Genomic DNA, 25347 nt, shown 5'->3' on the forward strand with positions numbered 1-25347 from the left:
ATTTATTAGTCATTTTTCAAAGATTTCAAAAAACCTTCATTTCTAATTATATTCTTATTGATCGTATACAGTGTATTACTTATGATATGATTGGTATAAGTAATCCATGTTTCGTTAACCCCCAAATCATTTATAAGCCTTTTTATAAGTTCGAAGTCATCAGGCTCATCTATCGTCATCCTGATATCGGAGAAATTAGTCCAGCAAGGAAAATTAACTGCCGTAAAAAGTTTACCACCGTTAAAATTTGTGTTTTTTCGAATATAAGGTGTAACATGCTCCCTTTCTGATTTCAATTCCGCTTGTTGCCATGCTTTTTGTAATGCTGAAAATTTAAATACTTCAACATCCTGGCCATCCGGAAAGTGTTCAATTAATGTATTTGAACAATAATCCGCGTCATTAACTATTGCCAATGCAATAACCGCATCTACTATCAACGGGTCAATTAATGGGCAGTCAGAAGTTACCCTTACTACCCATTCAGGACGAATACTTTTTGCCGCCTGATAAAATCTATCCAATACATCGTCTATAGATCCCTTAAAGGCATTTACCCCCATGGATGAGCACATTTTGTAGATAATGTCATCAGCTTCGTCCACGGTTGTAGCTACAAGTATTTGCGATACATTTTTACATTTCTGTAACCGTTCAATGTGAATTTCAAGCACCGTCTTTCCTTCAATAACTTTGAGCACTTTATTTGGTAGCCGGGTACTTCCCGTTCTTGCCTGGGTGATTAATAAGGTCTTCATGTCCATAAGGAAGGATTTAAAAAGCTCACATTATGTGTCTTTATTTCGTCTATCTTGTTAATAGCTTCGTCACATAATTTATAATTTTGAGCGATTAAGTTATTTGTTAGCTGGTCAATCGAATCCACTCCAATTAATACGTTGTCGATATTATGTTGAGATAAACAATAGCTTAACGCCAATGTCCCAACTGATATTTTATACTCGCCGGCGATATCTCTTATCTGTTTTAATTGATCATATAAAGCCATCACTACTGGATTTTGATCAAAAATATCCTTAAAGAATAAACCTTGAAGAAATACAGAACGCGTATGTATAATTTTATTCAGTTCTTTTGCTTGCTCGATTAATTCTCCTCTGAAATTGCTATTGTCTAAAACGTTGAATGGCAGTTGAATCACATCAATTGATTCATCCCTGATAACTTTTTTGAATTCATCATTGTTGTATATCGAGACTCCCAGGTATTTTACTTTATTCTGCTGCTTTAGCTTCTTAATAATTGGTATGATAGCTTTATTTTTATCGTACCCCGCAAATGAATGAAACATCAAGGTGTGTAATCTATCTATATGCAATTCATCTAAATATTGTTGAAGTTTATCATCGATATTTTCGGGAATACTCTTTGTTGGCATTTTTGTAATTACACCAAAAATATTATCTGGATATGTTTGATGAAAATGGCCAATAATTTCATGTGCATTACCATAAACTTCGGCGGTATCCAGTAACCTTACACCAGCCTTATATGCAGCTCGTAAGATTTCATTAACTTTATCTTTAGAGGGCTTACCGTTCGGATTATTAATGCCATAGGGGACTCCGAATTGAACTGTCCCCAGTATTAATTTACTGATCTCCATAAACAAAATTTGAATTAAATAGCGCCATTCTCAACACATCATGATACTTGCCGTCATAGATAACATGCTTTTGATAAGTTCCTTCAATTTTAAATCCAAGTTTATCATATAATTTGACGGCTGCCGTATTTTCCTTTATAACTCCAAGCGTAATTTTTCTTAGTTTAAGTTCATCAAAACAATATTTTAATATTCTTGCCGATGCCTCTATGGCATACCCGTTTCCCCACTCTTCTTTTCGTCCCATCATAATGCTATACTCGGCGTTCCCATGTATTAAATTTATAGGGTCAATTTTGATATTCCCGATATGTTGCTCATTTGATTTTAAATGTATAGCCCAAAATAACTTATTGCTTTGTTCACATTCTTCCAGAAACAGCTTCAGCATTCCCAAAGAGTAATTTCCACGCGTTTCCATATACCTGTAGACATCTTTGTCATTTAACCAGTTAACGTACTGCTGGGATAAATGAGCTAATGAAACAGGCACAAAATAAAGGCGCTCAGACTCTATAACTGGAACTTTCATTGTTTTACGTAAAAATCATTTATACAATTGATAACAAAATTTTGTTCATCATCATTCAAGGTTGGGTATACAGGCAGACTAATACAATATTTATAATACTCCTCTGATCTTGGCCTATCGCCCTCCTGCCAGCCTAACTCCCGGTAATATGGCATCAAATGACAGGGGATATAGTGTATTTGGGCGAATATTTTATTTTCTCTCAAATAATTATATAGACCTAGTCTATTTTCAACCTCCAGTATATAAAGGTGGTATGCATGACCGGCGATGATCCCGGATTGCCTTTTTATAAAAGGGTTGTCCCGAAAAGCATTATAATAAATTTCAGCAATTTGCCTTCTTTTTTTTAAACCTTCATCCGCCCGTTTTAATTGGCTTATGCCTAAAGCAGCTTGAAAATCAGTCAGGCGATAGTTATAACCCAAAAATTGCATCTCCATATACCAAAGAGGGTAGCTACGTTCACCACCAGCAAACTCAATGCTATTGCTGTAGGAATCTTCCGATTTAATAATACCATGTGTACGTAACTGTAAAAGTTTTTCATACAATCTCTCATCATTAGTAGTGACCATACCACCTTCGCCACAGGCTATATGTTTTACTGGATGAAAAGAAAAAATTGAAAGGTCAGCAAATTTGCCATTCCCGCAAAATTGTTTTTGAGCCTTGCTATCGAGAAAATATCCCCCTGGCGCATGGCAAGCATCTTCAATGATCCATAGCCCATATTGATTTGCAAGGGCTCTATACGCTTCCAAATCTATCGCCCGGCCAGCAAAGTCCACCGGAATTATACCCTTATAAGTTCCTTTTGGCGCTGCTTTCAACAGGGCTTCGACAGCATCTATATCCAATAAATAGGTTTCCGGGTCGATATCTGCAAAAACCACCTCTCCGCCGCAATACCTAACACAATTTGCTGATGCAACAAAAGTTATTGGCGTTGTAATAACTTTGTCGCCCTTTTTAACATCAAGTGACAAAGTACATAAATGAAGCGCTGCTGTTCCATTTGCTACGGCAACTGCATACTTAACACCTAAATAACGCGCAAATGCCTGTTCAAACTCTGCTATCTTAGGCCCTTGTGTTAAATAGTCAGATTTCAAAGTTTCTATAACAGCTTTGATGTCTTCTTCTGTGATATTTTGACGACCATAAGGAATAACGTCATTTTCCATTAGTTTTCAAAAGTTGAGTCAACGTGTTCTCTAATTAATTTTTTCAAGGTATCAATCGTTTCCCATTCTGTATTTTCGCCTGAGTTATAAGCAAATCCCCGAGGTACTAACTTAGCATTAAATTTGTGCTTAAATTCTTCAATATTCCATTTATGCGTTGCCGGTAAAATAGTATAATACTTACCCAGATCATAAGTGTAAAATGAATCTGATGGCGTGATCATTTCTTCATGAACTTTTTCCCCTGGCCTAATTCCGACTACTACCTGCTCACAATTTGGCCCAATGGCAGACGCTACATCAGTAATTTTGTATGAAGGAATTTTAGGGACAAAGATTTCTCCGCCCCAGGCATTATCCAATGCATGCAAAACCATGTCGACACCGCCGTCTAACGAGATGTTAAAGCGCGTCATATTCGGATCGGTGATCGGTAGCTTTCCTTCGCCTCTCTTCTTAAGAAAAAAGGGAATTACTGAACCATTTGATCCCATGACATTTCCATACCTAACTACCGAAAATATAATAGGGTTATCCCCTTTAATATTGTTTGCTGCGATGAAAAGTTTGTCGGACGTTAATTTAGTGGCGCCATATAAATTAATTGGTGCGCATGCTTTATCCGTTGATAAAGCAACCACCTTCTGCACATTGGTTTCCAGGCATGCATTAATGACGTTTTGCGCGCCAATCACGTTCGTTTTAATACATTCATCTGGATTATACTCGGCGATGGGAACGTGTTTCATTGCGGCTGCATGTATTATATAATCAACGCCCCTAAATGCTCTGATCAATCTTTCTTTGTCTCTCACATCGCCAATAAAAAAACGTAGTTGAGGATATTCATTTACTGGATATTCCTGAGCCATCTGATATTGCTTTTGTTCATCTCTGGAAAAAATAATCAGCCTTCTAAGATCGGGACATTCCGCTAAGATTCTTTTTGTAAGGGCCTTCCCTAGGGATCCGGTTCCGCCGGTTATTAATATACTTTTATTAGTAATATCTATCATTGCATTGTTCTCTCTAATATCTGGAAGTATTTTTATTAAAAGATTGTTTTCCGCGGGTCATTCGATGCCAGCATCCCAATCTGGTATTGTCAGTAAACGCCTTATTTTCTCTTAATCATCGGGTGACATAATTTTATTCAAAACTCTGCGAGCCGTGAGCACGATGACGGTCAAAAACATAGCTATAAATCCTCCAAATACAATACCTTTTAACTTGCCCACTTTTACTTTTTCTAATGGCAAAATCGGGGTATCAATTACCTGTATTAACGGAGTCTCTTTTCTTAAGGAAACTTTTGAAAGTTCTAAATTCTTAACCAACTCAGTTAAAATCGCTGTATTAGCTTCAACGTCAATCTGACGCTTTTGAGAATTAACCCTTAATATCTGTAATGCAGGATTTATATTCGGATTTGCATCAGACGAAGATGCTACACCATGAATAGCCGAGTTTAACTCACTGCGAACCGAATCCGTTTGGTGCTGAAGTACATTAACATTTTGGGCTGATCTTTTAATCTTTGTCGCTATATAAAAATCAGACACAGTTTTTGCAAGTACTTCCGTAAAGTATTTAGAAAATAATTCGTTTTTAGAACTTACATCAATAGCGATTATGCTTAGTTTCTTATCCGCTTTTTCAACCTTTAGATTCTGTTTTAATATAGCACTATAGAAACTACCCAAAACGCTATCCTGACTTAAGGTAAATTTAGAGCGATCAACGTTTGGTAAATATTTGACATCTTTTAAAGGTGCATTCGTCCAATCGTCTCGTAAATGGTTAAAATCGATATACAATTCGGCGAGAGTTTGTGTTTTTCCATTAATACTTACAGGAGTCAATAGGGTATTTTCAATCATCGAGCGTGATTTTAACAGCTCCAAAAGATTATCGCCATTAAAAGCTCCACCACCGTTGTTTCCGCCCAAATCAAGCCCGAATTGACTGGCTAAGCCAGCAGCAGCTCCTAGTCCCCTGGATGTGGTATTATCATCCTGCAAAGCAAAAGTCAAATTAGCGTTATATATCGTTTTCTTTCTATAAGAATAACCTAGCCCTAAAATTCCCCCCACCAAACAGGCAATTAAAATGATCTTCCATTTTGACCGCAAATACTTCCTCCATTCACTAATTTTAAGAATAACTTCCCTTAGTGATATTTCGTCCGTGGCAGTACCTTTTTCGTTATTGATCTGGGTCATTAATAGCGTATTTTGATTTTAACCCTTATTTGTTTAAACTTAATATACCTAATATAATTGCTCCTAATGATGCAAGAGCTGTTGTAAACCCTAAAATTTCCTGGGTGGTATTTCCCTTGGACTCCGGTTTCTGTGGTACGTAAATTTCACTCCCCGGCTTTACCTTAGGACGGCTGTTAAAAAAAAGCAGTACTTTTTTTGACCCTTGCACCGTTCCGTTTGGATAAACTATATAGGCACCTCGTTTTAAGGCATTTGGCGAAAAGCCACCTGCATTTAAAATATATCCTTTAAAGCTTTTCCCTTGGCTATATACGATTGCACTTGGGTATAGCACTTCGCCGTTTACCCTTACCGTTTGTAGTAGCCTTGGCACCCTTAGTACATCTGCATCGTCTAAAATGAGGTCTTCCTTGGTTCCTGGATTTTGTAATATCTTTCGCAAGTCTATACCAATATAATTATTGCGGGGTTTAAAAATGCTATCCTTTTTTGATGCACCATTATTACCAGATGCATTACTTGCTGCTCCATTTGATGAAGACACATTATAATCATTCTGTAGTCTCTGAAAATTCGCCATTCGTTCCTGATTTATTTCAGATGTATCTATCTTCGTTTTGTCAATACCAAGTACAGCAGCATTATCTCTTTTTAAACTACTTCCGTCTACATCAGCAGATTTAGTCAATCCTCCGGCTCTCTTGATGATATCAGATATTCTTTCATTTTTGTTTTGAATTGTATAATATCCAGGATATAATACTTCTCCTTCAATCTTTACTACTTTTTGAACTTCATATCCCGGCAAACTATATACCGATACGATATCATAAGGCGTAAGTGAAAAATTCGCATCAATTGTCTTTAAGCCATTATCCACGTTCACGCTAAATACTTGGGCAACCTTACTATTTAATACTGTTGGATCGCTGTCGAAGACCCTTCGTGACACTTCAATTCGCTTACCGCTTGCACCTTCTTTTAAACCACCGGCTTTAATAATGAGATCAGTAACTTTCATACTGTCAGCAAAAGAATAATCCCCGGGATTTCTTACCTCTCCTTTTATAGTTACGTTGAACTTATTGCGTAAATCAAATATAGAAGCGATGGTTACGCTATCTTCTCTTTGTAATAAGATATCTGAGGAAGGCTTGCTCATCACATCCAGAAGGTTAAAGGATAGCTGCTGCGGTGTATTGTCAGGGTTAAGCCTGGTTATGCTTCCGTGCCCTGTAAATGCATCTTCTTTTACTCCTCCTGCATTTTTGATCAATTGCGAAAGCGTCATCCCTTTTTTTAGCTCAAATTTACCCGGCCGAAAAACAGCACCTTCAATTTGCACGCGATTTTCGTATCTGTCAATTATTTTATCTATTGTAAATTTATCTCCACGCACCGGAATATAACTGCCATAATTTTTTTCAAGTACATCTGTAATTTTTCGTTGCTGATCATTCACCTGGTCAACCTTAATGCGTGTAGTATAAGCTTCATCAGTAAATCCGCCACTAAAGTCCAGCACATTCTGCAACGTTTCACCTTGTAAAACTTCAAATAAGGCGGGAATCTTTACTTCACCTTTCAGCTGTACCCGTACCTTATACGATGGAACCCGAATCACATCCTGATCCTGTAAAGAGATATTGTCTTTTTGGCTCCCCTTAACCAGGAAATCATACAGATCGACATGACGGATCACTTTATTGTCTCTGATCACCTCAATTTGCCTGAATGAGCCCACGTCGTTAGGGCCACCAGCTGCATATAAAGCATTAAACACCGATGATAGTGATGGCAAGGTGTATGTTCCAGGCTTCATTACCTGGCCCTGCAAAACCACATTAATGCTACGGATATTCCCTAAACTCACTTTTACATTAGTTCCTTTGCCAATAGCATAATTACTAGCTGCCAGTCTACTTTTTATAATTGCTGCCACCTCTGTCATAGTTTTACCGGCTACATTCAATACCCCTACTCCCGGAATATTGATATTACCCTCAGGCGAAACATCCAGGCTCCAGTCGGCTACTGAATTTCCATAAACATTAATGTTAATCTGATCATCAGGGCCAACGATGTAATTTACAGGAGTCGCTAGTTTCAAATTGGGCTGAAAGGTATTCCTATTGCTGTTTCTGAACAAATCGGCACCAAATATTTGGGGTTTTAACTGTTCAAAAAAATCATATGGATTTGCCTGTTTTAATATGTTGGTGGTGTCTGGTGTATAGTTTAATTTGCGTGATGATTGACGACTTGTATCTGAGCCGCCCATGGCATTGTTAGTTCCACCACTTTTCTTACGCAAATCAGCAACTCTCGATTGCAACTTTTGTATTTGTGAGTCAGGCAGACCTCTACTTTGAGCAAGTTGTATAATTTGCGAATCGCTTAGCCCCATTGCCTGGGCCTTTTGCATTAATTGCATAATTTGTCCATCGGAAAGATCATCTACATTGATGCCTGACAAATTTTGCGGAATAGATTGAGAAAATGCCGGGCTGTACGCCAGAACACATAAAAAAATCGCAATTACAGATAAGTGGAGTCTAAATTTATTCATTAAGTTTATTCTAATCGTGGTCAAGGAAACCACATTATACTTTGTTATCTTGTGACAAAATTCGGTGCAAATTAAGTAAATAAAAACACTTTAATAGCCTATAACAGGACTTTAAAACATCAAAAAGTAATTATTGTTTTATTGATAATCGCTAAAATATGCTAAAGGCGGGCATCAATTAAGCTACGATCAAGAACAGATTTGGTATCATAAATAACTGCAGTGCTACCTTTTCTAATCTTTTCAAAATTTAATTCCAGAAACTCTTTGTGGCTGACAGCTAGTATAATTGCATCGTACTGACAATCAATAACTTGTTTAAGCAGCGTTATATTATATTTCTCCTCCACTTCACTATGATTAGCATGCGGGTCATACACATCTACATCAAGCCCGAATTGTTTTAATTCTGAATAAATATCGATCACCCTGGAGTTTCGTATATCAGGGCAATTTTCCTTAAATGTAACACCAAGTATTAGCGCTTTAGCCCCTTGAATTTTATGACCTTTATGGATCATAAGTTTTATAACTTTATTGGCGACAAACATCCCCATATTATCATTTACCCTACGCCCTGAAAGTATTACTTGGGGATGATAACCTACAGATTCTGCTTTATGAGCTAAATAGTAAGGGTCAACACCTATACAATGTCCGCCAACCAATCCTGGTTTAAATTTTAAAAAATTCCATTTCGTGGCCGCCGCATCTATTACTTCAGTCGTATCAATACCAATACGATCAAAAATTAATGCAAGCTCATTTACGAACGAGATATTCAGGTCCCTTTGCGCATTTTCTATAGATTTTGACGCTTCAGCAACCTTAATGCCCGATGCTTTATGGGTACCGGCAGTAATTATAGTTGCGTACAATTGATCAATAATTTCGGCCGTTTCGGGAGTTGATCCTGAAGTGACCTTTTTAATCTTTGTTAAAGTGTTAACCTTATCCCCTGGGTTTATGCGTTCGGGTGAGTATCCGCAGTAGAAATCCTGATTGTATTTTAAACCCGAGAATTTCTCTAAAACAGGAACACATTCTTCCTCTGTGCAGCCTGGGTATACGGTTGATTCATAGATTACAATGTCTCTTTTTTTCAGAACCCCAGCTATCATTTCAGAAGCTTTTAGTAATTGCGAAAGATCAGGAGCCTTAAACTGATTTATTGGTGTAGGAACTGTAATAATATAAACATTGCTTGTTTTGATGTCTGCAATATCTGATGAAAATATTAATCCGTGATTGTACTTTTTAAAAGATATTAATACATCTTTTAAGGCAGTTAAGTCAGCTTCATTTGTCTGATCAACGCCATCAGATAACTCCTTAATGCGGTTTTGGTCAATTTCGAATCCTATAACTTTATATTTTTTCGCAAATTCTATCGCTAAAGGAAGTCCGACATATCCTAACCCGACAATTGTAAGTTGATGTGTTTTCAAGGTAAGTAACTTTAATATAAAGTCCTGATAGGCCTATAGTTATAATTAATTGACAACCGGCTTAAAGTATCAAATGTGTTAAAAACTGAATTTATTTCAAAATAAGGGTGCTGTTAAAATAGTAAAGCCTTCCATTTTCACAGAAGGCTTTACAAACTTATTAAAAAGAATTCACTTACGCTTCAACTTCTTCGGTTTTTGAAGCCATCAGGCGATCAAATTCCTCTTGCGAACCTACGCGGATGTTCTCGTATACACGCAAACCTGTTCCTGAAGGGATAAGGTGACCTACGATCACGTTTTCCTTCAAGCCAAGCATGTTGTCTTTCTTACCCGCTATAGCTGCTTCATTCAGTACTTTTGTAGTTTCCTGGAATGATGCGGCAGAGATAAATGATTTGGTACCCAATGATGCCCTGGTAATACCTTGCAGCACTGGACTTGAAGTTGCAGGTATAGCATCTCTTACTTCCGCCAGTTTCAAGTCCTTACGTTTCAAGATAGAATTTTCATCTCTGAGTCTTCTTACTGAAACGATCTGACCTGCTTTAAGTGTATTTGAATCACCAGGCTCAACAACAACCTTCTTATCATATATATCGTCATTTTCCATCATGAAGTCCCATCCGTCAACAGCTTCTTTTTCAAGGAAACGGGTGTCGCCGGCATCTTCAATCTGTACTTTCTGCATCATCTGGTGCACGATCACTTCAAAATGCTTGTCGTTGATCTTCACACCCTGCAAACGGTAAACTTCTTGTATGCCATTTACCAGGTATTCCTGTACTGCAGCCGGACCTTTGATAGCCAAAATGTCAGCAGGCGAAATTGAACCGTCAGACAATGGCATACCAGCCTTCACAAAGTCATTATCCTGTACCAGGATGTGTTTAGACAATGGAACAAGGTATTTTTTGATCTGCCCATCTTTTGATTCGATAGTGATCTCGCGATTACCACGTTTAACACCACCTAAGGTTACAACACCATCGATCTCGGTTACTACAGCCGGGTTAGATGGGTTACGTGCTTCGAACAATTCAGTTACACGTGGCAGACCACCGGTGATATCGCGTGTTTTGCCGGTTGAACGTGGAATCTTGGCAATAACCTGTCCGGTTTGTACCTTCTCTGCTTCATCAACTGCAATGTGTGCTCCTACCGGGATGTTATATCCTTTTATCAGATTACCTTTTGAATCGGTGATATGGATAGAAGGGTTCTTTGTTTTATCACGGGTATCAATAATTACCTTTTCGCGGTGACCTGTTTGTTCGTCTGATTCTTCACGGAAAGTTATACCTTCCAATACTGCATCAAACTGAACAACACCGGCAAATTCAGATATAATTACCGCGTTATATGGATCCCATGAACAGATACGGTCGCCTTTGGTGATCTTGCTGCCATCTTTTACATACAGGTATGAGCCGTATGGAATATTATTGGTCATGATTACTTTATTGCTACCTTGCTCAACAATACGGAACTCACCTGAACGGCCTAATACTACTTCAACTTTACCTTCTTCAGTTTCAAATGGAACCGTACGAACGTTTTCAAATTCAATAATACCTTCAAAACGAGCGTTAATCTGTGACTCAGCAGCAATGTTTGATGCGGTACCACCCACGTGGAATGTACGCAACGTTAACTGTGTACCCGGCTCACCAATGGATTGTGCAGCAATTACACCAACAGCCTCGCCCATTTGCACGCGTTTACCGCTTGCAAGGTTACGGCCATAGCACAATGCACATACACCACGTTTGCTTTCGCAAGTTAATACTGAACGTATCTCAATACCTTCAAGTGGTGAATTTTCTATCTTCTTGGCAACTTCTTCCTCTATATCCTGGCCTGCTGAAACCAATAGCTCACCTGTGATAGGATCATGTACTTCATGTAATGAGGTACGACCCAATATACGGTCATATAAAGGTTCAACAATGTCTTCGTTATCTTTCAATGCGGTGGTGAAAATACCTCTAAGCGTTCCGCAATCCACTTCACCTACGATCATATCCTGTGCCACGTCATGTAAACGACGGGTCAGGTAACCAGCATCAGCAGTTTTCAAAGCGGTATCGGCCAAACCTTTACGGGCACCGTGAGTTGAAATAAAGTATTCCAATACTGACAAACCTTCTTTAAAGTTCGAAAGGATAGGGTTCTCAATAATTTCACCACCTGAACCTGATTTTTGCGGTTTCGCCATCAGACCACGCATACCTGCAAGCTGACGAATCTGCTCTTTAGAACCACGTGCACCAGAATCAAGCATCATGTATACTGAGTTGAAGCCCTGGTTATCTGTTGACAATATCTCCATTACGTTTGCTGTCAAACGGTTGTTGATACGTGTCCAGATGTCAATGATCTGGTTATAACGCTCGTTATTGGTAATGAAACCCATGTTATAGTTACCCATAACTTCTTCAACTTGTTTAGAAGCCTGAGCAATCAAAGTAACTTTTTCAGCAGGGATATTAATATCCTTCAGGTTAAATGATAACCCACCCTGGAATGCCATCTGGAAACCTAATTCCTTAATATCATCCAGGAACTGAGCGGCGCGCGCCATACCAGTTACCTTTACTACATCACCAATAATATCACGTAATGATTTTTTGGTCAATAGCTCATTAATATAACCTACCTCAATTGGAACGTGCTGGTTAAATAACACGCGACCAACAGTAGTGTCAATCAGTTTATTAACAATGGTGCCATCTTTTTCTTTCACATTAGCCTTAACTTTAATAAAGGCGTGCAGGTCAAGTTTACGCTCATTATAAGCGATAATAACCTCTTCAGAAGAATAGAATGACAAGCCTTCACCTTTAATAGTACGACCAGCATCAGTTTTACGGCCTTTGGTTATGTAGTACAAACCAAGCACCATGTCCTGAGATGGTACTGTAATAGGTGTACCGTTTGCAGGGTTAAGGATGTTATGCGATGCAAGCATCAATATTTGGGCTTCCAAAATAGCGGCATTACCAAGCGGTACGTGCACAGCCATCTGGTCACCGTCAAAGTCAGCGTTGAATGCGGTACAAGTTAACGGGTGTAACTGGATAGCTTTACCTTCAACCAGTTTTGGCTGGAAGGATTGTATACCCAAACGGTGCAGCGTTGGCGCACGGTTTAGTAATACAGGGTGGCCTTTCAGTACGTTTTCCAAAATATCCCAAACTAATGGGTCTTTACGGTCAACTATCTTTTTAGCTGATTTTACTGTTTTAACCACACCTCTTTCAATCATTTTACGAATGATGAATGGTTTAAACAACTCGGCAGCCATATCTTTTGGTAAACCGCACTCGTGTAATTTAAGGTTTGGACCTACAACAATTACCGAACGGGCTGAATAGTCAACACGTTTACCTAATAAGTTTTGACGGAAACGGCCTTGTTTACCTTTCAGGATATCTGAAAGTGATTTCAAAGCACGGTTACCTTCTGTTTTTACAGCGTTTACCTTACGTGAGTTGTCGAATAATGAGTCAACAGCTTCCTGTAACATACGTTTTTCGTTACGTAAGATTACTTCTGGTGCTTTGATCTCGATTAACCTTTTTAAACGGTTGTTACGTATAATTACACGACGGTATAAATCATTCAAATCGGAAGTAGCAAAACGGCCACCTTCCAATGGAACCAACGGACGCAATTCAGGCGGGATAACCGGAACGATCTTAACGATCATCCACTCAGGGTTATTTTCGATCCTGGTTTTTGCATCACGGAAAGCCTCAACAACCTGTAAGCGCTTCAAAGCTTCGTTTTTACGTTGCTGAGAAGTTTCGTTAGCTGCCTGGTGACGAAGGTTATAAGATAATTCGTCCAGATTTAAACGACGCAATAATTCCTCTAAAGCTTCAGCACCCATTTTGGCTACGAATTTCTGAGGGTCTTTGTCATCCAGGTACTGATTTTCTTTTGGAAGAGTATCCAAAACATCAAGGTATTCTTCTTCAGTCAGGAAATCCATTTGCTGGATACCATCACCTTCTTTAATACCAGGCTGGATAACTACGTATCTTTCATAATAAATGATCAGATCGAGTTTTTTGGTTGGTAAGCCCAGCAGGTAACCAATTTTGTTTGGTAACGAACGGAAATACCAGATATGCGCAACAGGAACTACCAGGTTAATGTGTCCCATACGCTCACGACGTACCTTTTTCTCGGTTACTTCAACACCGCAACGATCACACACGATACCTTTGTAACGGATACGCTTGTATTTACCGCAATGGCACTCGTAATCTTTAACCGGACCAAAAATACGTTCGCAGAATAAACCATCACGCTCAGGCTTGTAGGTCCTGTAGTTGATAGTTTCTGGTTTTAAAACTTCGCCGCTTGAACGCTCAAGAATGGATTCAGGTGAAGCCAAACTGATGGTAATAGTGGTGAAGTTACTTTTGATTTTATTATCCTTTTTGTAAGACATAGTCTCCTTTGTTTTTAATTATTGAATAATAGAATTATTCTAACGTGATATCCAAACCTAAACCTCTTAACTCATGAACCAATACGTTGAATGATTCAGGAACTGATGGTGTTGGCAGGTTTTCACCCTTAACGATAGCTTCGTAAGTTTTAGCACGGCCGATAACATCATCCGATTTAACGGTTAATATTTCCTGCAGAATGTTTGACGCACCAAATGCTTCAAGTGCCCAAACTTCCATCTCACCAAAACGCTGACCACCAAATTGTGCTTTACCGCCCAATGGTTGTTGTGTAATTAATGAGTATGGCCCTATAGAACGTGCGTGCATCTTATCGTCAACCATGTGACCCAGTTTCAGCATGTAGATAATACCTACTGTAGTTGGCTGGTCAAAACGATCGCCTGTTAAACCGTTATACAGGTAAGTTCTTCCTGATTCAGGTAAACCGGCTTTCTTAACCCACTCTTCCACTTCTTCGTGAGTTGCCCCATCAAATATCGGAGTAGCGAATTTCATGCCCAGTTCTTTACCTGCCCAGCCTAAAACTGTTTCGTAGATCTGTCCAAGGTTCATACGCGATGGTACACCCAACGGGTTCAATACGATATCAACAGGTGTTCCGTCTTCAAGGAATGGCATATCCTCGTCACGTACGATACGGGCAACAATACCCTTATTACCGTGACGACCGGCCATCTTATCACCCACTTTAAGCTTACGCTTTTTAGCGATGTAAACCTTAGCCATTTGCACAATACCTGATGGAAGCTCGTCACCTACACTAATAGCAAATTTATCACGACGGTAGCCACCCAGTTCTTCATTGACTTTTATTCCATAGTTATGAAGAAGGAGTTTTATCAGGTCGTTTTTATCATCATCAGTGGTCCATTTAGTTGGGTTAACGTTTTCATAGTTTAACTCAACCAATATTTTTTGGGTGAACTTAACACCTTTTGGTACCAGCAACTCTTTGTAAACATTGTAAACACCTTGTGATGTTTTACCGTTCACGATCTCGAATAATTTGTCGATCAAAATATTCTTAAGATCTTTCATTGCCTTTTCGTGCTTGGTATCCAGTTTCTCCAGCTGAGCTTTCTCTTCAGCCTTTGAAGTTTTCTTAGCACGTGAGAACAATTTGGTATCAATTACCACACCATTGATTGATGGAGGAGTTTTTAATGATGCATCTTTAACATCACCTGCTTTGTCACCAAATATGGCACGTAATAATTTTTCTTCCGGTGAAGGATCAGACTCACCTTTTGGAGTGATCTTACCGATCAGGATATCACCTTCTTTAACCTCGGCACCAACACGGATAATTCCGTCCTCGTCAAGATCTTTAGTGGCTTCTTCTGATACGTTAGGGATATCCGGAGTCAGTTCTTCCTCACCACGTTTAGTGTCACGAACTTCAAGTTCGAATTCTTCAACGTGTAAAGAAGTAAATATATCCTGTGACACAACGCGTTCTGAGATCACGATCGCATCCTCAAAGTTATATCCCTGCCAAGGCATGAACGCTACTTTAAGGTTACGGCCTAATGCCAGCTCACCATTTTGTGTTGCATAACCTTCGCAAAGCACTTGTCCTTTTTCAACTCTTTCGCCTTTTTTAACAATTGGCTTAAGGTTCATGGTTGTGCTCTGGTTGGTCTTTTTAAACTTAGTTAAAAGATAACCGCGTGTATCGCCATCAAATGATACCAAACGATCTAACTCGTTACGGTCGTATTTGATACGGATCTCGGTGGCATCCACGTATTCAACTACACCATTGCCTTCAGCATTGATCAGTGTACGTGAATCTTTTGCTACACGGCCTTCCAAACCTGTACCTACAATTGGCGCTTCAGGGCGCAATAATGGTACGGCCTGGCGTTGCATGTTTGATCCCATCAGGGCACGGTTAGCATCATCATGTTCCAGGAACGGAATTAATGAAGCTGCGATAGACGTGATCTGGTTAGGGGCAATGTCCATATAATCAAGTCTTTCAGGCTCAATTACCGGGAAGTCACCTTCGAAACGTGCTTTAACACGTGGCGTAGCAAATACACCTTTATCATCATATACTGCATTAGCCTGACCGATGGTTTTTCCATCCTCATCTTCTGCAGATAAGTATACAACTGGTTCATTAACAGCTACAACACCATTATCAACACGTTTGTATGGAGTTTCGATGAAACCTAAATTGTTGATCTTAGCGTGTACGCAAAGTGAAGATATCAAACCAATGTTCGGACCTTCAGGAGTTTCGATAGTACACAAGCGACCGTAGTGGGTGTAGTGTACGTCACGAACCTCGAAACCTGCACGCTCACGTGACAGACCACCGGGCCCTAAGGCTGACAGACGACGCTTGTGCGTGATCTCTGCCAGTGGGTTGGTTTGGTCCATAAACTGTGAAAGCTGGTTAGTACCGAAGAACGAGTTGATAACTGATGACAGTGTACGTGCGTTGATCAGGTCGGTTGGTGTGAACACTTCGTTGTCACGAATGTTCATACGCTCACGGATGGTACGGGCCATACGTGCCAAGCCTACACCGAACTGTGCATATAATTGCTCACCTACTGTACGAACACGACGATTTGACAAGTGGTCAATATCATCCACCTCAGCTTTTGAGTTGATCAGTTTGATCAGGTATTTAACGATCGCAATAATATCCTGCTTGGTTAAAACCTTAGTCTCGTCTGATGTATCCAGTTTCAGTTTGCGGTTGATGCGGTAACGGCCCACATCACCCAGGTCATATCTCTTATCAGAGAAGAACAAACGATCGATGATACCACGAGCTGTTTCTTCATCAGGTGGTTCAGCGTTACGTAATTGACGGTAGATATGCTCAACCGCTTCTTTTTCTGAGTTTGAAGTATCCTTTTGTAATGTATTGTATATAATAGTATAATCACCGCTGGTTGAAGCATCTTCCTTGTTCAGGATGATGGTTTTCACACCTGCATCAATGATCATATCAATATGGTCGTCTTCCAATACGGTTTCACGCTCAAGGATGATTTCGTTACGGTCGATAGACACAACTTCACCTGTATCCTCATCCACGAAGTCTTCAACCCATTTTTTGAGCACCCTTGCAGCAAGCTTACGGCCAATATATTTCTTAAGGCCTGATTTGCTCACTTTCACTTCATCAGCCAGTTCGAACAACTCTAAGATATCTTTATCAGAGTCATAACCAATAGCACGAAGCAATGTAGTAACCGGGAATTTCTTTTTACGGTCAATGTAAGCATACATCACGTTGTTCACGTCTGTAGCAAATTCGATCCATGATCCTTTGAAAGGGATAACACGTGCCGAATAAAGTTTTGTACCGTTAGTGTGACGGCTCTGACCAAAGAACACGCCTGGAGAACGGTGTAATTGCGATACAATTACACGTTCAGCACCGTTGATAACAAAAGTACCTTTAGGCGTCATATAGGGGATGGTTCCCAGGTATACGTCCTGTACTATTGTTTCAAAGTCTTCGTGTTCAGCGTCATTACATGATAAGCGAAGTTTCGCTTTCAGTGGCACACTGTAGGTTAAGCCGCGCTCAATACACTCGCGTATATCATAACGTGGCGGGTCAATAAAATAGTCAAGAAACTCTAAAACGAAGATATTTCTTGAATCTGAGATTGGAAAGTTTTCGGCAAACACTTTAAACAGCCCTTCTTTATGACGGTTGTCTGAGGTGGTTTCCAATTGAAAAAATTCCTGGAAAGATTGCAACTGAACATCCAGAAAATCTGGGTAATCTAATACCTTTCTGCTGGTTGCAAAGTTTACTCTTTGATCGATTTTGTTTGCCAAGGGATTATAATTTTAGTTTACTAATAAACTGTTGTAGATGTTCTTGAAGATGTGAGACGTGAGATTTGAGATTTGAGACATATGAAACAGATTTAAAACCAATTGGTGAAAATCCCACATCTCATATCCACTTCCCGTTATCTAAACTTCACATCTAATTATTATAAACGACAATAGACCCCGACCAAAACAGGTCGGAGTCTTATGCTATTTTTGCTGGTTGAAGTTATTTAACTTCAACAACAGCTCCGGCTTCTTCTAATTGTTTTTTCAGAGATTCAGCTTCTTCTTTAGTTACACCAGTTTTAACTTCTTTAGGTGCACCGTCAACAAGATCTTTAGCTTCTTTCAAACCTAAACCAGTAAGGTCTTTCACTAATTTAACAACTGCTAATTTAGCGCCGCCAGCTTCTTTCAGAATAACATCAAAAGCTGTTTGAACTGCTTCAGCAGCAGGAGCGTCACCACCACCAGCAGGAGCAGCAGCAACAGCAACAGCTGCAGCAGCAGGCTCAATGCCATACTCGTCTTTTAATATCTGAGCTAATTCGTTAACTTCTTTTACTGTTAAGTTTACCAACTGTTCAGCAAATGATTTTAAATCTGCCATTTTATTTTAATTTTTACTTTAAATACGTTTGTTGTTTAATTGCGAACTTTTAGGTGTTCGTTAACCTCTTTCTTGTAATGTTTTAACAATTCCTGCCAGTTTATTTCCGCCTGATTGCAGACCTGAAATAACGTTTTTAGCTGGTGATTGCAGTAATCCGATGATCTCTCCGATCAGTTGTTCTTTAGATTTTAAGTTAACTAAAGTATCCAACTGTTTGTCGCCGATAAATACAGACGAATCGATATAAGCTGCTTTTAAAATTGGTTTTTCACCTGTTCTCCTTAATTGTTTGATCAACTTTGCCGGAGCAGTTGCTGATCTTGAAAAAAGGATTGATGATGAACCTTTTAATACATCATATATCGGGCTGAAATCACCACCTGCGGCTTCCATAGCTTTTTTAATCAAGCTGTTTTTAGCCACCTGCATGGTGATGTCGCTTTCGAAAAATTTACGACGGATATCGTTTATTTTTGCAACCGTCAGATCAGAGGTATCAGTAATATAAAAATTACCGTATTCTTTAATCTGTTCAGTAAGGGCAAGAACAAGTTCGTGTTTTTCTTCTTTATTCATGATTAAATCCCCGCTACTGTTTTAGTTTCAATTTCGATTCCGGGCGACATAGTTGAAGAGATATGAATACTCTTGAAATATGTTCCTTTAGCTGCTGATGGTTTTAATTTTGAGATAATCTGCAATACTTCTAAAGCATTCTCATAAATTTTATCAGCAGGGAAAGATACTTTTCCTATTGATGCGTGAATGATACCGGTTTTATCAACCTTGAAGTCGATCTTACCACCTTTTACCTCAGTAACTGCTTTACCAACTTCGGTAGTTACAGTTCCTGATTTAGGGTTAGGCATCAGGTTACGCGGACCTAAAATACGGCCCAAACGTCCAACCTTAGCCATAACACTTGGCATAGTAATAATAATATCAACGTCAGTCCATCCGCCTTCAATCTTGGCAATATAGTCATCCAAACCTACAAAATCTGCACCTGCATCCTTTGCTTCCTGCTCTTTGTCAGGTGTGCAAAGCACTAATACACGTACAGTTTTACCGGTTCCATGAGGCAATGTTGCAATACCACGCACCATTTGATTGGCTTTGCGTGGGTCAACACCTAAACGAACATCTATATCAACAGAAGAATCAAACTTTGTATAGTTAATTGTCTTAACTAAAGCTGATGCGTCCTGTAGTGAATATGCCTTATTAGCCTCAATTTTGGATAGTGCCGCTTTTTGATTTTTTGTTAATCTTGCCACTGTCTTAAACTGATTTGTATAAATTAATTTATTTTGATTTGAGATCTGAGATTTGAGATTTGAGATTTAAAAAATCCGAAATCGAAAATCCGAAATCCGAAATCAATTTAGTTCCAGGGAGCCGTACCAGATACGGTAATTCCCATACTTCTGGCAGTTCCTGCCACCATTTTCATGGCTGATTCTACTGTAAATGCATTTAAATCAGTCATTTTATCTTTGGCGATTGTCTCAACCTGTGACCAATTTACATTGGCAACTTTTTTACGGTTGGGTTCAGCCGACCCACTTTTAATACCTGTTGCTTCCATTAACTGGATTGCTACAGGAGGGGTTTTGATGATAAAATCAAATGACTTATCGACATAAACAGTAATTACAACAGGTAACACTTTACCAGGTTTATCCTGGGTACGTGCGTTGAACTGCTTGCAGAACTCCATGATGTTCACACCTTTTGCACCTAAAGCAGGTCCAATTGGAGGAGATGGATTTGCAGCGCCGCCCTTCACCTGAAGCTTAACCATTGCACCGATTTCTTTTGCCATTTTGTTAATTTTAAATAGTACTCAATGTTATAAGTGGAAGCTATGTAACATTTAAGATCTTGCTGATTTCGGATTTCGGATGTTCAATTTCGAATTTGAAAAACCTCATTAAGAAATCTAATATTTTTAATTATAAAATTCCGACATCGGACATCCGACATCCGAAATTCTATTATTCTTTTTCAACCTGCATGTAATTCAATTCAAGCGGCGTACGGCGCCCGAATATCTTTACCATTACTTTTAATTTTTTCTTTTCTTCGTTTACCTCTTCTATCACACCGCTGAAACCATTGAACGGACCGTCCATTACCTTTACGCTTTCGCCTACATAGTAAGGTACGTTCATTGTTTCGCCCTGTGTGCTCATTTCGTCAACCTTACCTAAAATACGGTTAACTTCTGCCTGACGAAGCGGAATAGCATTGCCGGCTTTATCGCCAAGGAAACCTATCACACTGTTTATATTTTTAATGATGTGCTCAAGTTCTCCGTCCAGCGCTGCTTCCATCAATACATATCCAGGGAAAAAGTTACGCTCTTTAGCGATCTTCTTTCCATCACGCATCTGGTAGTACTTTTCAGTAGGTATTAAAACCTGTGGAACTAAATGGGTAATGCCCAAACGATTAATTTCGGCATCAATATATTGTTTCACTTTTTTTTCCTTACCACTGATGGCTCTTACCACATACCATTTCAATTGATCGCTCATCTTTGTATACAAATTAGGCTAATGATGTATAAAATTTATCCAGCACAAAATGTATTGCCTGATCCATAAAAAATATAGCTAAAGCAATAATTATTGCCGCTATCAAGACAACAACCGCGCTATTCTGTAACTCGCGCCATGTTGGCCAGGTTACTTTCTGGGTTAGCTCGATGTAAGACTCTTTAATATACTCTGTTACTGCAGCCATTTTTTGTTACTTATTATGCACGGGAACAAGGATTCGAACCCTGATCAAAGGTTTTGGAGACCTCTATTCTACCATTGAACTATTCCCGTTTTTAATTTAAACTTATAACTTCCTTTTAGTAAACAAAGTACTTAGCCAAATTTGACTAAGTACTTTGCAAGAAATTAACCTATTCCTTGTACCCCATTAAGGGTTGTCAGGCTAGATTATTTTAATATCTCAGTTACCTGACCAGCACCTACGGTACGACCACCTTCACGGATAGCGAAACGTAAGCCTTTTTCCATAGCGATAGCGTTGATCAACTTTACAGTGATGGTAACGTTATCACCTGGCATAACCATTTCTACACCTTCAGCCAGTGTAATTTCACCGGTTACGTCAGTTGTGCGGAAATAGAATTGCGGACGGTATTTGTTGAAGAATGGAGTGTGACGGCCACCTTCTGCTTTTGATAATACGTAAACTTCTGCTTTGAAATCTGTGTGAGGAGTTACTGAACCTGGTTTGCAAATAACCATACCACGACGGATATCAGTTTTTTCAATACCACGTAACAATAAACCTACGTTGTCACCAGCTTCACCTCTGTCAAGGATCTTGCGGAACATTTCAACACCAGTTACAGTTGATTTTAAGTTCTCAGCACCCATACCCAGGATGTCAACAGCTTCACCAGAGTTGATAACACCACGCTCGATACGACCAGTTGCAACGGTACCACGACCAGTGATCGAGAATACGTCTTCAACAGGCATCAAGAATGGAAGATCAGTTAAACGTGGAGGAATTGGAATGTGTGCATCAACTGCATCCATTAATTCCATAATTTTTCCAACCCATTTTGGATCGTTGTTCAAACCACCCAGAGCTGAACCTTGTATTACAGGAATATCATCACCTGGATATTCGTAGAATGATAATAATTCACGAATTTCCATTTCAACTAATTCTAATAATTCCGGATCATCAACCATGTCAACTTTATTCATGAACACAACCAATGAAGGCACACCTACCTGGCGGGCTAACAGAATGTGCTCACGAGTTTGAGGCATTGGACCATCAGTAGCGGCAACAACTATAATTGCACCGTCCATTTGAGCAGCACCTGTAACCATGTTCTTCACATAATCCGCGTGACCTGGACAGTCAACGTGTGCATAGTGACGGGTTGCAGTTGAATACTCAACGTGCGCAGTGTTGATAGTGATACCACGCTCTTTTTCTTCAGGAGCTGAGTCGATTGAATCGAATGAACGAGCTTCTGAGAAACCTTTATCAGCCAATACTTTGGTAATAGCTGCGGTAAGGGTTGTTTTACCGTGGTCAACGTGACCGATTGTACCGATGTTTAAGTGCGGCTTGCTGCGGTCAAACTTTTCTTTTGCCATGATTTATAAAAATTTTGTAGGTTAATTTTATATTTAATTGTCGTTTTTATACGCCGAGCCAACAATGGGATTTGAACCCATGACCTCTTCCTTACCAAGGAAGTGCTCTACCCCTGAGCTACGTCGGCTTATATTCAGTTTGCAGTTATCAGTTTGCAGTTATCAGTTATTAATTACTGCCAACTGCTTACCGCCGACTGCCCACTGTTTAACAGAGCGGAAGACGAGGTTCGAACTCGCGACCTATAGCTTGGAAGGCTATCGCTCTACCAACTGAGCTACTTCCGCATTTTGTTAATTAGTGAATGAGTGAATTATCGAATGAATGATTACTCACACATTCACTAATCCACTCATTCAAAAATAGTGGGGGGAGAAGGATTCGAACCTTCGTAGCCGAAGCAACGGATTTACAGTCCGTCCCATTTGACCGCTCTGGTATCCCCCCAAGCTTATTTAGTGATTGAGCGAATTAGTGAATTGCCGAGTTCATCACTCACTCATTCACTAATTCAGCAATTCACTCACTAAATAAACAGAGCCTCCTATCGGGATCGAACCAATGACCTACTGATTACAAGTCAGTTGCTCTACCAGCTGAGCTAAGGAGGCGTTTTTTATCTACTTTTTCGCCTGATCACATACCTGTTTGCAAGGGTCCGCCAGCTAAGCTAAAGAGATTTATTGCCTTTGTTTTTACTGTTAGTTTTCAAAATATTCCTGAATACCACCAGTTTAAACTACAGGCGTAAATTTTGTATTTTAATGAACAACCCTTTTGAATAAAATTTGAGGCTTGCATACCTCTCCGAAAGGGATTGCAAATTTACAAAATTTTAAACCCGGACAAAATTATTTTGCAAAAAAAAATCGACGGCCTTAAAAGCCGTCGATCTCCGCGATTTTTTATATGAATTTTTATTAATATTCTTCGTTTTCTGCCAGTATAGCGGCTTTTTTTGAAGTCTCAGCAACTAGTGCTTTCTTTTGCTTATGTTTTTCTATTTGCTTGCGAAGGCACTCAACCGCCAGGTCAGTCCCCTCTTCAAAGGTTTTACATTGCTCTTTTGCGAATAATTGAACGCCCGGTATCGACAGTTTTATTTCCGTTATTTTATTTGCCACATCTTCTACATTTTCTAATCGTAAATAAATTTCGCCACTAATGATCCTGTCATAAAACTGATCTAACTTATTGACTTTCTTCTGAATAAAATCCAATAATCTTTTGTCTGCATCGAAACGGATAGACTGCACTGTAATTTTCATGTTTCCTCCTTGAATTACGCCTTTGGATGGGCTTGTTTATAAATAGACTTTAATCGCTCAACTGAATTATGTGTATAAACCTGGGTGGCACTGAGGTTTGCATGGCCCAGGAGCTCCTTTATAGCATTTAAATCGGCTCCCCGGTTTAACAGGCTGGTTGCAAATGTATGCCTCAGCACGTGTGGACTTTTTTTATCCTGGGTTGATATGTAAGAGAGGTATTTCTGCACTATTAAATAAATAAACTTTGGATACACATCGGATCCTTTATTTGTAACGATTAACGTTACGGAATTGTTATGAAAATTTTGATTTTTCTTTAACTCGATATATTTCTCCAGCAAAATCTTCAGTTCATGGTTTACGGGGACGATCCTTTCCTTGTTCCTTTTACCTAAAACCTTTATAGTATCTTCATACAGATTGATGTCCTGCTCCTTTAAATTAACCAGTTCGGCCAATCGTATGCCTGTGCCGAAAAGTGTCTCGATAATCAGTTTATCGCGTGTACCTTCAAAGTCATCGCCGAACACTTCGCCATCATTAAGCATAGCACTGAGTTTAGCATCTTCAACCACTACAGGAAGATGCTTAACATTTTTGGGCGATTGAATTTTGGAAGTTGGATTATTGGTGATCAATCCCTCGCGAAGCAGGAACTTGAAGTATTTGCGTAACGTAGCAATCTTCCTGTTAACGGATCTCGCGGTCATCTCGCTCATCAAATGCACCATCCAGTTGCGGATATGCTGATAAGTAATTTCGGCAGGATTGCTTACCGTTTCTTCAGGATGATTCAGGAATTTAAAAAACTGATCAAGGTCTGACTGGTAAGCGGAGACTGTATGCGGAGAGTACCGCTTTTCGAATTTAATATATTGTATAAACCGCTCTAAAAACATAAAAACTATCTGTACACCCGGAGAATGAATGTACAAATAGTTTTAATATATATTGGAAAAAAAACTTAAAATTCTTTTAACAAGAATTAGACGTTTGTTTCTAAGTTCATATTTTGTTTGTAGATGGCATGTTTTACCTCGTGACGACGGGTCACAGATTTTTTCTCAAATGCCTGGCGACTGCGAAGTTCTCTTAAAACTCCAGTCTTTTCAAATTTCTTCTTAAAGCGTTTTAGTGCCTTGTCTAATGATTCGCCGTCTTTTACGTTGATAATGATCATAATTTCCTACATACCTCCTTTCAGGGACGTCAAAGGTACGGACAAAGTTTTGATTTTCAAATAGGAATATTAAAAATCAAAACTTTCTGAATATCGAACACTGAATGATGAAGTTACTTCGAAATTGGATATTCGACCTTAGTGAAGATCACGACTTTATTTTATACTTAAGCTTTGGATTACGGCTGGTATGGAAAACATGCAAAACATACATAGTATTTTCTGCCCTGTTGTACCTGAATATGATAATAA

The 25347-nt window shown here is 39.2% G+C and carries 20 protein-coding genes and 5 tRNA genes; all 25 read right to left on the reverse strand.

Going from position 1 to position 25347, the window contains the following annotated elements; all coding sequences use genetic code 11:
- Positions 1-5 precede the first annotated feature (5 nt).
- The 25 genes from ACPPVU_RS20215 to rpsU all read right to left on the reverse strand — a co-directional run bounded on the left by ACPPVU_RS20215 (position 6) and on the right by rpsU (position 25095).
- Positions 6-758: a cytidylyltransferase domain-containing protein gene (locus ACPPVU_RS20215; RefSeq protein WP_426668537.1), complete on the reverse strand. Its 753-nt coding sequence runs from the start codon at positions 756-758 to the stop codon at positions 6-8.
- Positions 755-1627 carry an aldo/keto reductase gene (locus ACPPVU_RS20220; RefSeq protein WP_426668539.1) on the reverse strand — a complete coding sequence of 291 codons (873 nt, stop codon included), beginning with the start codon at positions 1625-1627 and terminating at the stop codon, positions 755-757. Before ACPPVU_RS20220 ends, ACPPVU_RS20215 begins: the two co-directional genes overlap by 4 nt.
- Positions 1614-2159: a GNAT family N-acetyltransferase gene (locus tag ACPPVU_RS20225; protein WP_426668540.1), complete on the reverse strand. Its 546-nt coding sequence runs from the start codon at positions 2157-2159 to the stop codon at positions 1614-1616. Before ACPPVU_RS20225 ends, ACPPVU_RS20220 begins: the two co-directional genes overlap by 14 nt.
- The gene (gene pseC, locus ACPPVU_RS20230) at positions 2156-3346 is read right to left on the reverse strand and encodes a UDP-4-amino-4,6-dideoxy-N-acetyl-beta-L-altrosamine transaminase (RefSeq protein WP_426668541.1); all 1191 of its coding nucleotides are present in this window, start codon (positions 3344-3346) and stop codon (positions 2156-2158) included. The genes ACPPVU_RS20225 and pseC overlap by 4 nt, the downstream gene beginning before the upstream one ends.
- The gene (pseB, locus tag ACPPVU_RS20235) at positions 3346-4362 is read right to left on the reverse strand and encodes a UDP-N-acetylglucosamine 4,6-dehydratase (inverting) (RefSeq protein WP_426668543.1); all 1017 of its coding nucleotides are present in this window, start codon (positions 4360-4362) and stop codon (positions 3346-3348) included. Before pseB ends, pseC begins: the two co-directional genes overlap by 1 nt.
- A 111-nt stretch (positions 4363-4473) precedes the next feature.
- Positions 4474-5568 carry a lipopolysaccharide biosynthesis protein gene (locus tag ACPPVU_RS20240; protein WP_426668545.1) on the reverse strand — a complete coding sequence of 365 codons (1095 nt, stop codon included), beginning with the start codon at positions 5566-5568 and terminating at the stop codon, positions 4474-4476.
- A gap of 25 nt (positions 5569-5593) precedes the next feature.
- Positions 5594-8140: an SLBB domain-containing protein gene (locus ACPPVU_RS20245; RefSeq protein ID WP_426668546.1), complete on the reverse strand. Its 2547-nt coding sequence runs from the start codon at positions 8138-8140 to the stop codon at positions 5594-5596.
- 161 nt (positions 8141-8301) lie between these two features.
- On the reverse strand, positions 8302-9588 hold the full coding sequence (locus ACPPVU_RS20250) for a nucleotide sugar dehydrogenase (protein WP_426668548.1): 1287 nt from the start codon (positions 9586-9588) through the stop codon (positions 8302-8304).
- A gap of 175 nt (positions 9589-9763) precedes the next feature.
- Positions 9764-14050: a DNA-directed RNA polymerase subunit beta' gene (rpoC, locus tag ACPPVU_RS20255; RefSeq protein WP_426668549.1), complete on the reverse strand. Its 4287-nt coding sequence runs from the start codon at positions 14048-14050 to the stop codon at positions 9764-9766.
- Between the two features lie 34 nt (positions 14051-14084).
- Complete coding sequence (gene rpoB, locus ACPPVU_RS20260; protein WP_426668551.1) at positions 14085-17888, reverse strand: DNA-directed RNA polymerase subunit beta; 3804 nt, start codon at positions 17886-17888, stop codon at positions 14085-14087.
- 226 nt (positions 17889-18114) lie between these two features.
- Entirely contained in the window at positions 18115-18498 is a 384-nt protein-coding gene (rplL, locus tag ACPPVU_RS20265) for a 50S ribosomal protein L7/L12 (RefSeq protein WP_426668552.1), read from the reverse strand.
- A 60-nt stretch (positions 18499-18558) separates the two neighbouring features.
- A complete protein-coding gene (gene rplJ, locus ACPPVU_RS20270; RefSeq protein WP_426668553.1) occupies positions 18559-19077 on the reverse strand; it encodes a 50S ribosomal protein L10 in 519 nt (172 codons plus the stop codon).
- 2 nt (positions 19078-19079) lie between these two features.
- Positions 19080-19778: a 50S ribosomal protein L1 gene (gene rplA / locus ACPPVU_RS20275; RefSeq protein WP_426668554.1), complete on the reverse strand. Its 699-nt coding sequence runs from the start codon at positions 19776-19778 to the stop codon at positions 19080-19082.
- Positions 19779-19885: 107 nt separating this feature from the next.
- Entirely contained in the window at positions 19886-20326 is a 441-nt protein-coding gene (gene rplK, locus ACPPVU_RS20280) for a 50S ribosomal protein L11 (RefSeq protein WP_426668555.1), read from the reverse strand.
- Positions 20327-20498: 172 nt separating this feature from the next.
- Positions 20499-21041: a transcription termination/antitermination protein NusG gene (nusG, locus tag ACPPVU_RS20285; RefSeq protein ID WP_426668557.1), complete on the reverse strand. Its 543-nt coding sequence runs from the start codon at positions 21039-21041 to the stop codon at positions 20499-20501.
- A gap of 13 nt (positions 21042-21054) precedes the next feature.
- On the reverse strand, positions 21055-21249 hold the full coding sequence (secE, locus tag ACPPVU_RS20290) for a preprotein translocase subunit SecE (protein ID WP_426668558.1): 195 nt from the start codon (positions 21247-21249) through the stop codon (positions 21055-21057).
- 18 nt (positions 21250-21267) lie between these two features.
- Positions 21268-21338 (reverse strand) — tRNA-Trp (locus ACPPVU_RS20295).
- Between the two features lie 117 nt (positions 21339-21455).
- Positions 21456-22643: an elongation factor Tu gene (gene tuf / locus ACPPVU_RS20300; protein ID WP_426668560.1), complete on the reverse strand. Its 1188-nt coding sequence runs from the start codon at positions 22641-22643 to the stop codon at positions 21456-21458.
- A 56-nt stretch (positions 22644-22699) separates the two neighbouring features.
- A tRNA-Thr gene (locus ACPPVU_RS20305) sits at positions 22700-22771 on the reverse strand.
- Positions 22772-22858: 87 nt separating this feature from the next.
- Positions 22859-22931: transfer RNA gene (locus ACPPVU_RS20310), tRNA-Gly, on the reverse strand.
- 79 nt (positions 22932-23010) lie between these two features.
- Positions 23011-23091: transfer RNA gene (locus ACPPVU_RS20315), tRNA-Tyr, on the reverse strand.
- 91 nt (positions 23092-23182) lie between these two features.
- Positions 23183-23255 (reverse strand) — tRNA-Thr (locus tag ACPPVU_RS20320).
- 309 nt (positions 23256-23564) lie between these two features.
- The gene (gene hpf, locus ACPPVU_RS20325) at positions 23565-23912 is read right to left on the reverse strand and encodes a ribosome hibernation-promoting factor, HPF/YfiA family (RefSeq protein ID WP_426668562.1); all 348 of its coding nucleotides are present in this window, start codon (positions 23910-23912) and stop codon (positions 23565-23567) included.
- A gap of 14 nt (positions 23913-23926) precedes the next feature.
- Entirely contained in the window at positions 23927-24814 is an 888-nt protein-coding gene (locus ACPPVU_RS20330) for a tyrosine-type recombinase/integrase (protein WP_426672211.1), read from the reverse strand.
- Positions 24815-24900: 86 nt separating this feature from the next.
- Positions 24901-25095, reverse strand: a complete 195-nt coding sequence (gene rpsU / locus ACPPVU_RS20335; protein ID WP_426668563.1) for a 30S ribosomal protein S21 — start codon at positions 25093-25095, stop codon at positions 24901-24903.
- Positions 25096-25347: the final 252 nt, after the last annotated feature.

The organism is Mucilaginibacter sp. McL0603, assembly GCF_049992945.1.
Lineage (GTDB): Bacteria > Bacteroidota > Bacteroidia > Sphingobacteriales > Sphingobacteriaceae > Mucilaginibacter.

Coding starts and splice junctions, on each gene's coding strand:
- ACPPVU_RS20215 (WP_426668537.1), bottom strand. CDS start 758: ATGAAGACCTTATTAATCACCCAGGCAAGAACGGGAAGTACCCGGCTA.
- ACPPVU_RS20220 (WP_426668539.1), bottom strand. CDS start 1,627: ATGGAGATCAGTAAATTAATACTGGGGACAGTTCAATTCGGAGTCCCC.
- ACPPVU_RS20225 (WP_426668540.1), bottom strand. CDS start 2,159: ATGAAAGTTCCAGTTATAGAGTCTGAGCGCCTTTATTTTGTGCCTGTT.
- pseC (WP_426668541.1), bottom strand. CDS start 3,346: ATGGAAAATGACGTTATTCCTTATGGTCGTCAAAATATCACAGAAGAA.
- pseB (WP_426668543.1), bottom strand. CDS start 4,362: ATGATAGATATTACTAATAAAAGTATATTAATAACCGGCGGAACCGGA.
- ACPPVU_RS20240 (WP_426668545.1), bottom strand. CDS start 5,568: ATGACCCAGATCAATAACGAAAAAGGTACTGCCACGGACGAAATATCA.
- ACPPVU_RS20245 (WP_426668546.1), bottom strand. CDS start 8,140: ATGAATAAATTTAGACTCCACTTATCTGTAATTGCGATTTTTTTATGT.
- rpoC (WP_426668549.1), bottom strand. CDS start 14,050: ATGTCTTACAAAAAGGATAATAAAATCAAAAGTAACTTCACCACTATT.
- rplL (WP_426668552.1), bottom strand. CDS start 18,498: ATGGCAGATTTAAAATCATTTGCTGAACAGTTGGTAAACTTAACAGTA.
- rplJ (WP_426668553.1), bottom strand. CDS start 19,077: ATGAATAAAGAAGAAAAACACGAACTTGTTCTTGCCCTTACTGAACAG.
- rplK (WP_426668555.1), bottom strand. CDS start 20,326: ATGGCAAAAGAAATCGGTGCAATGGTTAAGCTTCAGGTGAAGGGCGGC.
- nusG (WP_426668557.1), bottom strand. CDS start 21,041: ATGAGCGATCAATTGAAATGGTATGTGGTAAGAGCCATCAGTGGTAAG.
- secE (WP_426668558.1), bottom strand. CDS start 21,249: ATGGCTGCAGTAACAGAGTATATTAAAGAGTCTTACATCGAGCTAACC.
- tuf (WP_426668560.1), bottom strand. CDS start 22,643: ATGGCAAAAGAAAAGTTTGACCGCAGCAAGCCGCACTTAAACATCGGT.
- hpf (WP_426668562.1), bottom strand. CDS start 23,912: ATGAAAATTACAGTGCAGTCTATCCGTTTCGATGCAGACAAAAGATTA.
- ACPPVU_RS20330 (WP_426672211.1), bottom strand. CDS start 24,814: ATGTTTTTAGAGCGGTTTATACAATATATTAAATTCGAAAAGCGGTAC.
- rpsU (WP_426668563.1), bottom strand. CDS start 25,095: ATGATCATTATCAACGTAAAAGACGGCGAATCATTAGACAAGGCACTA.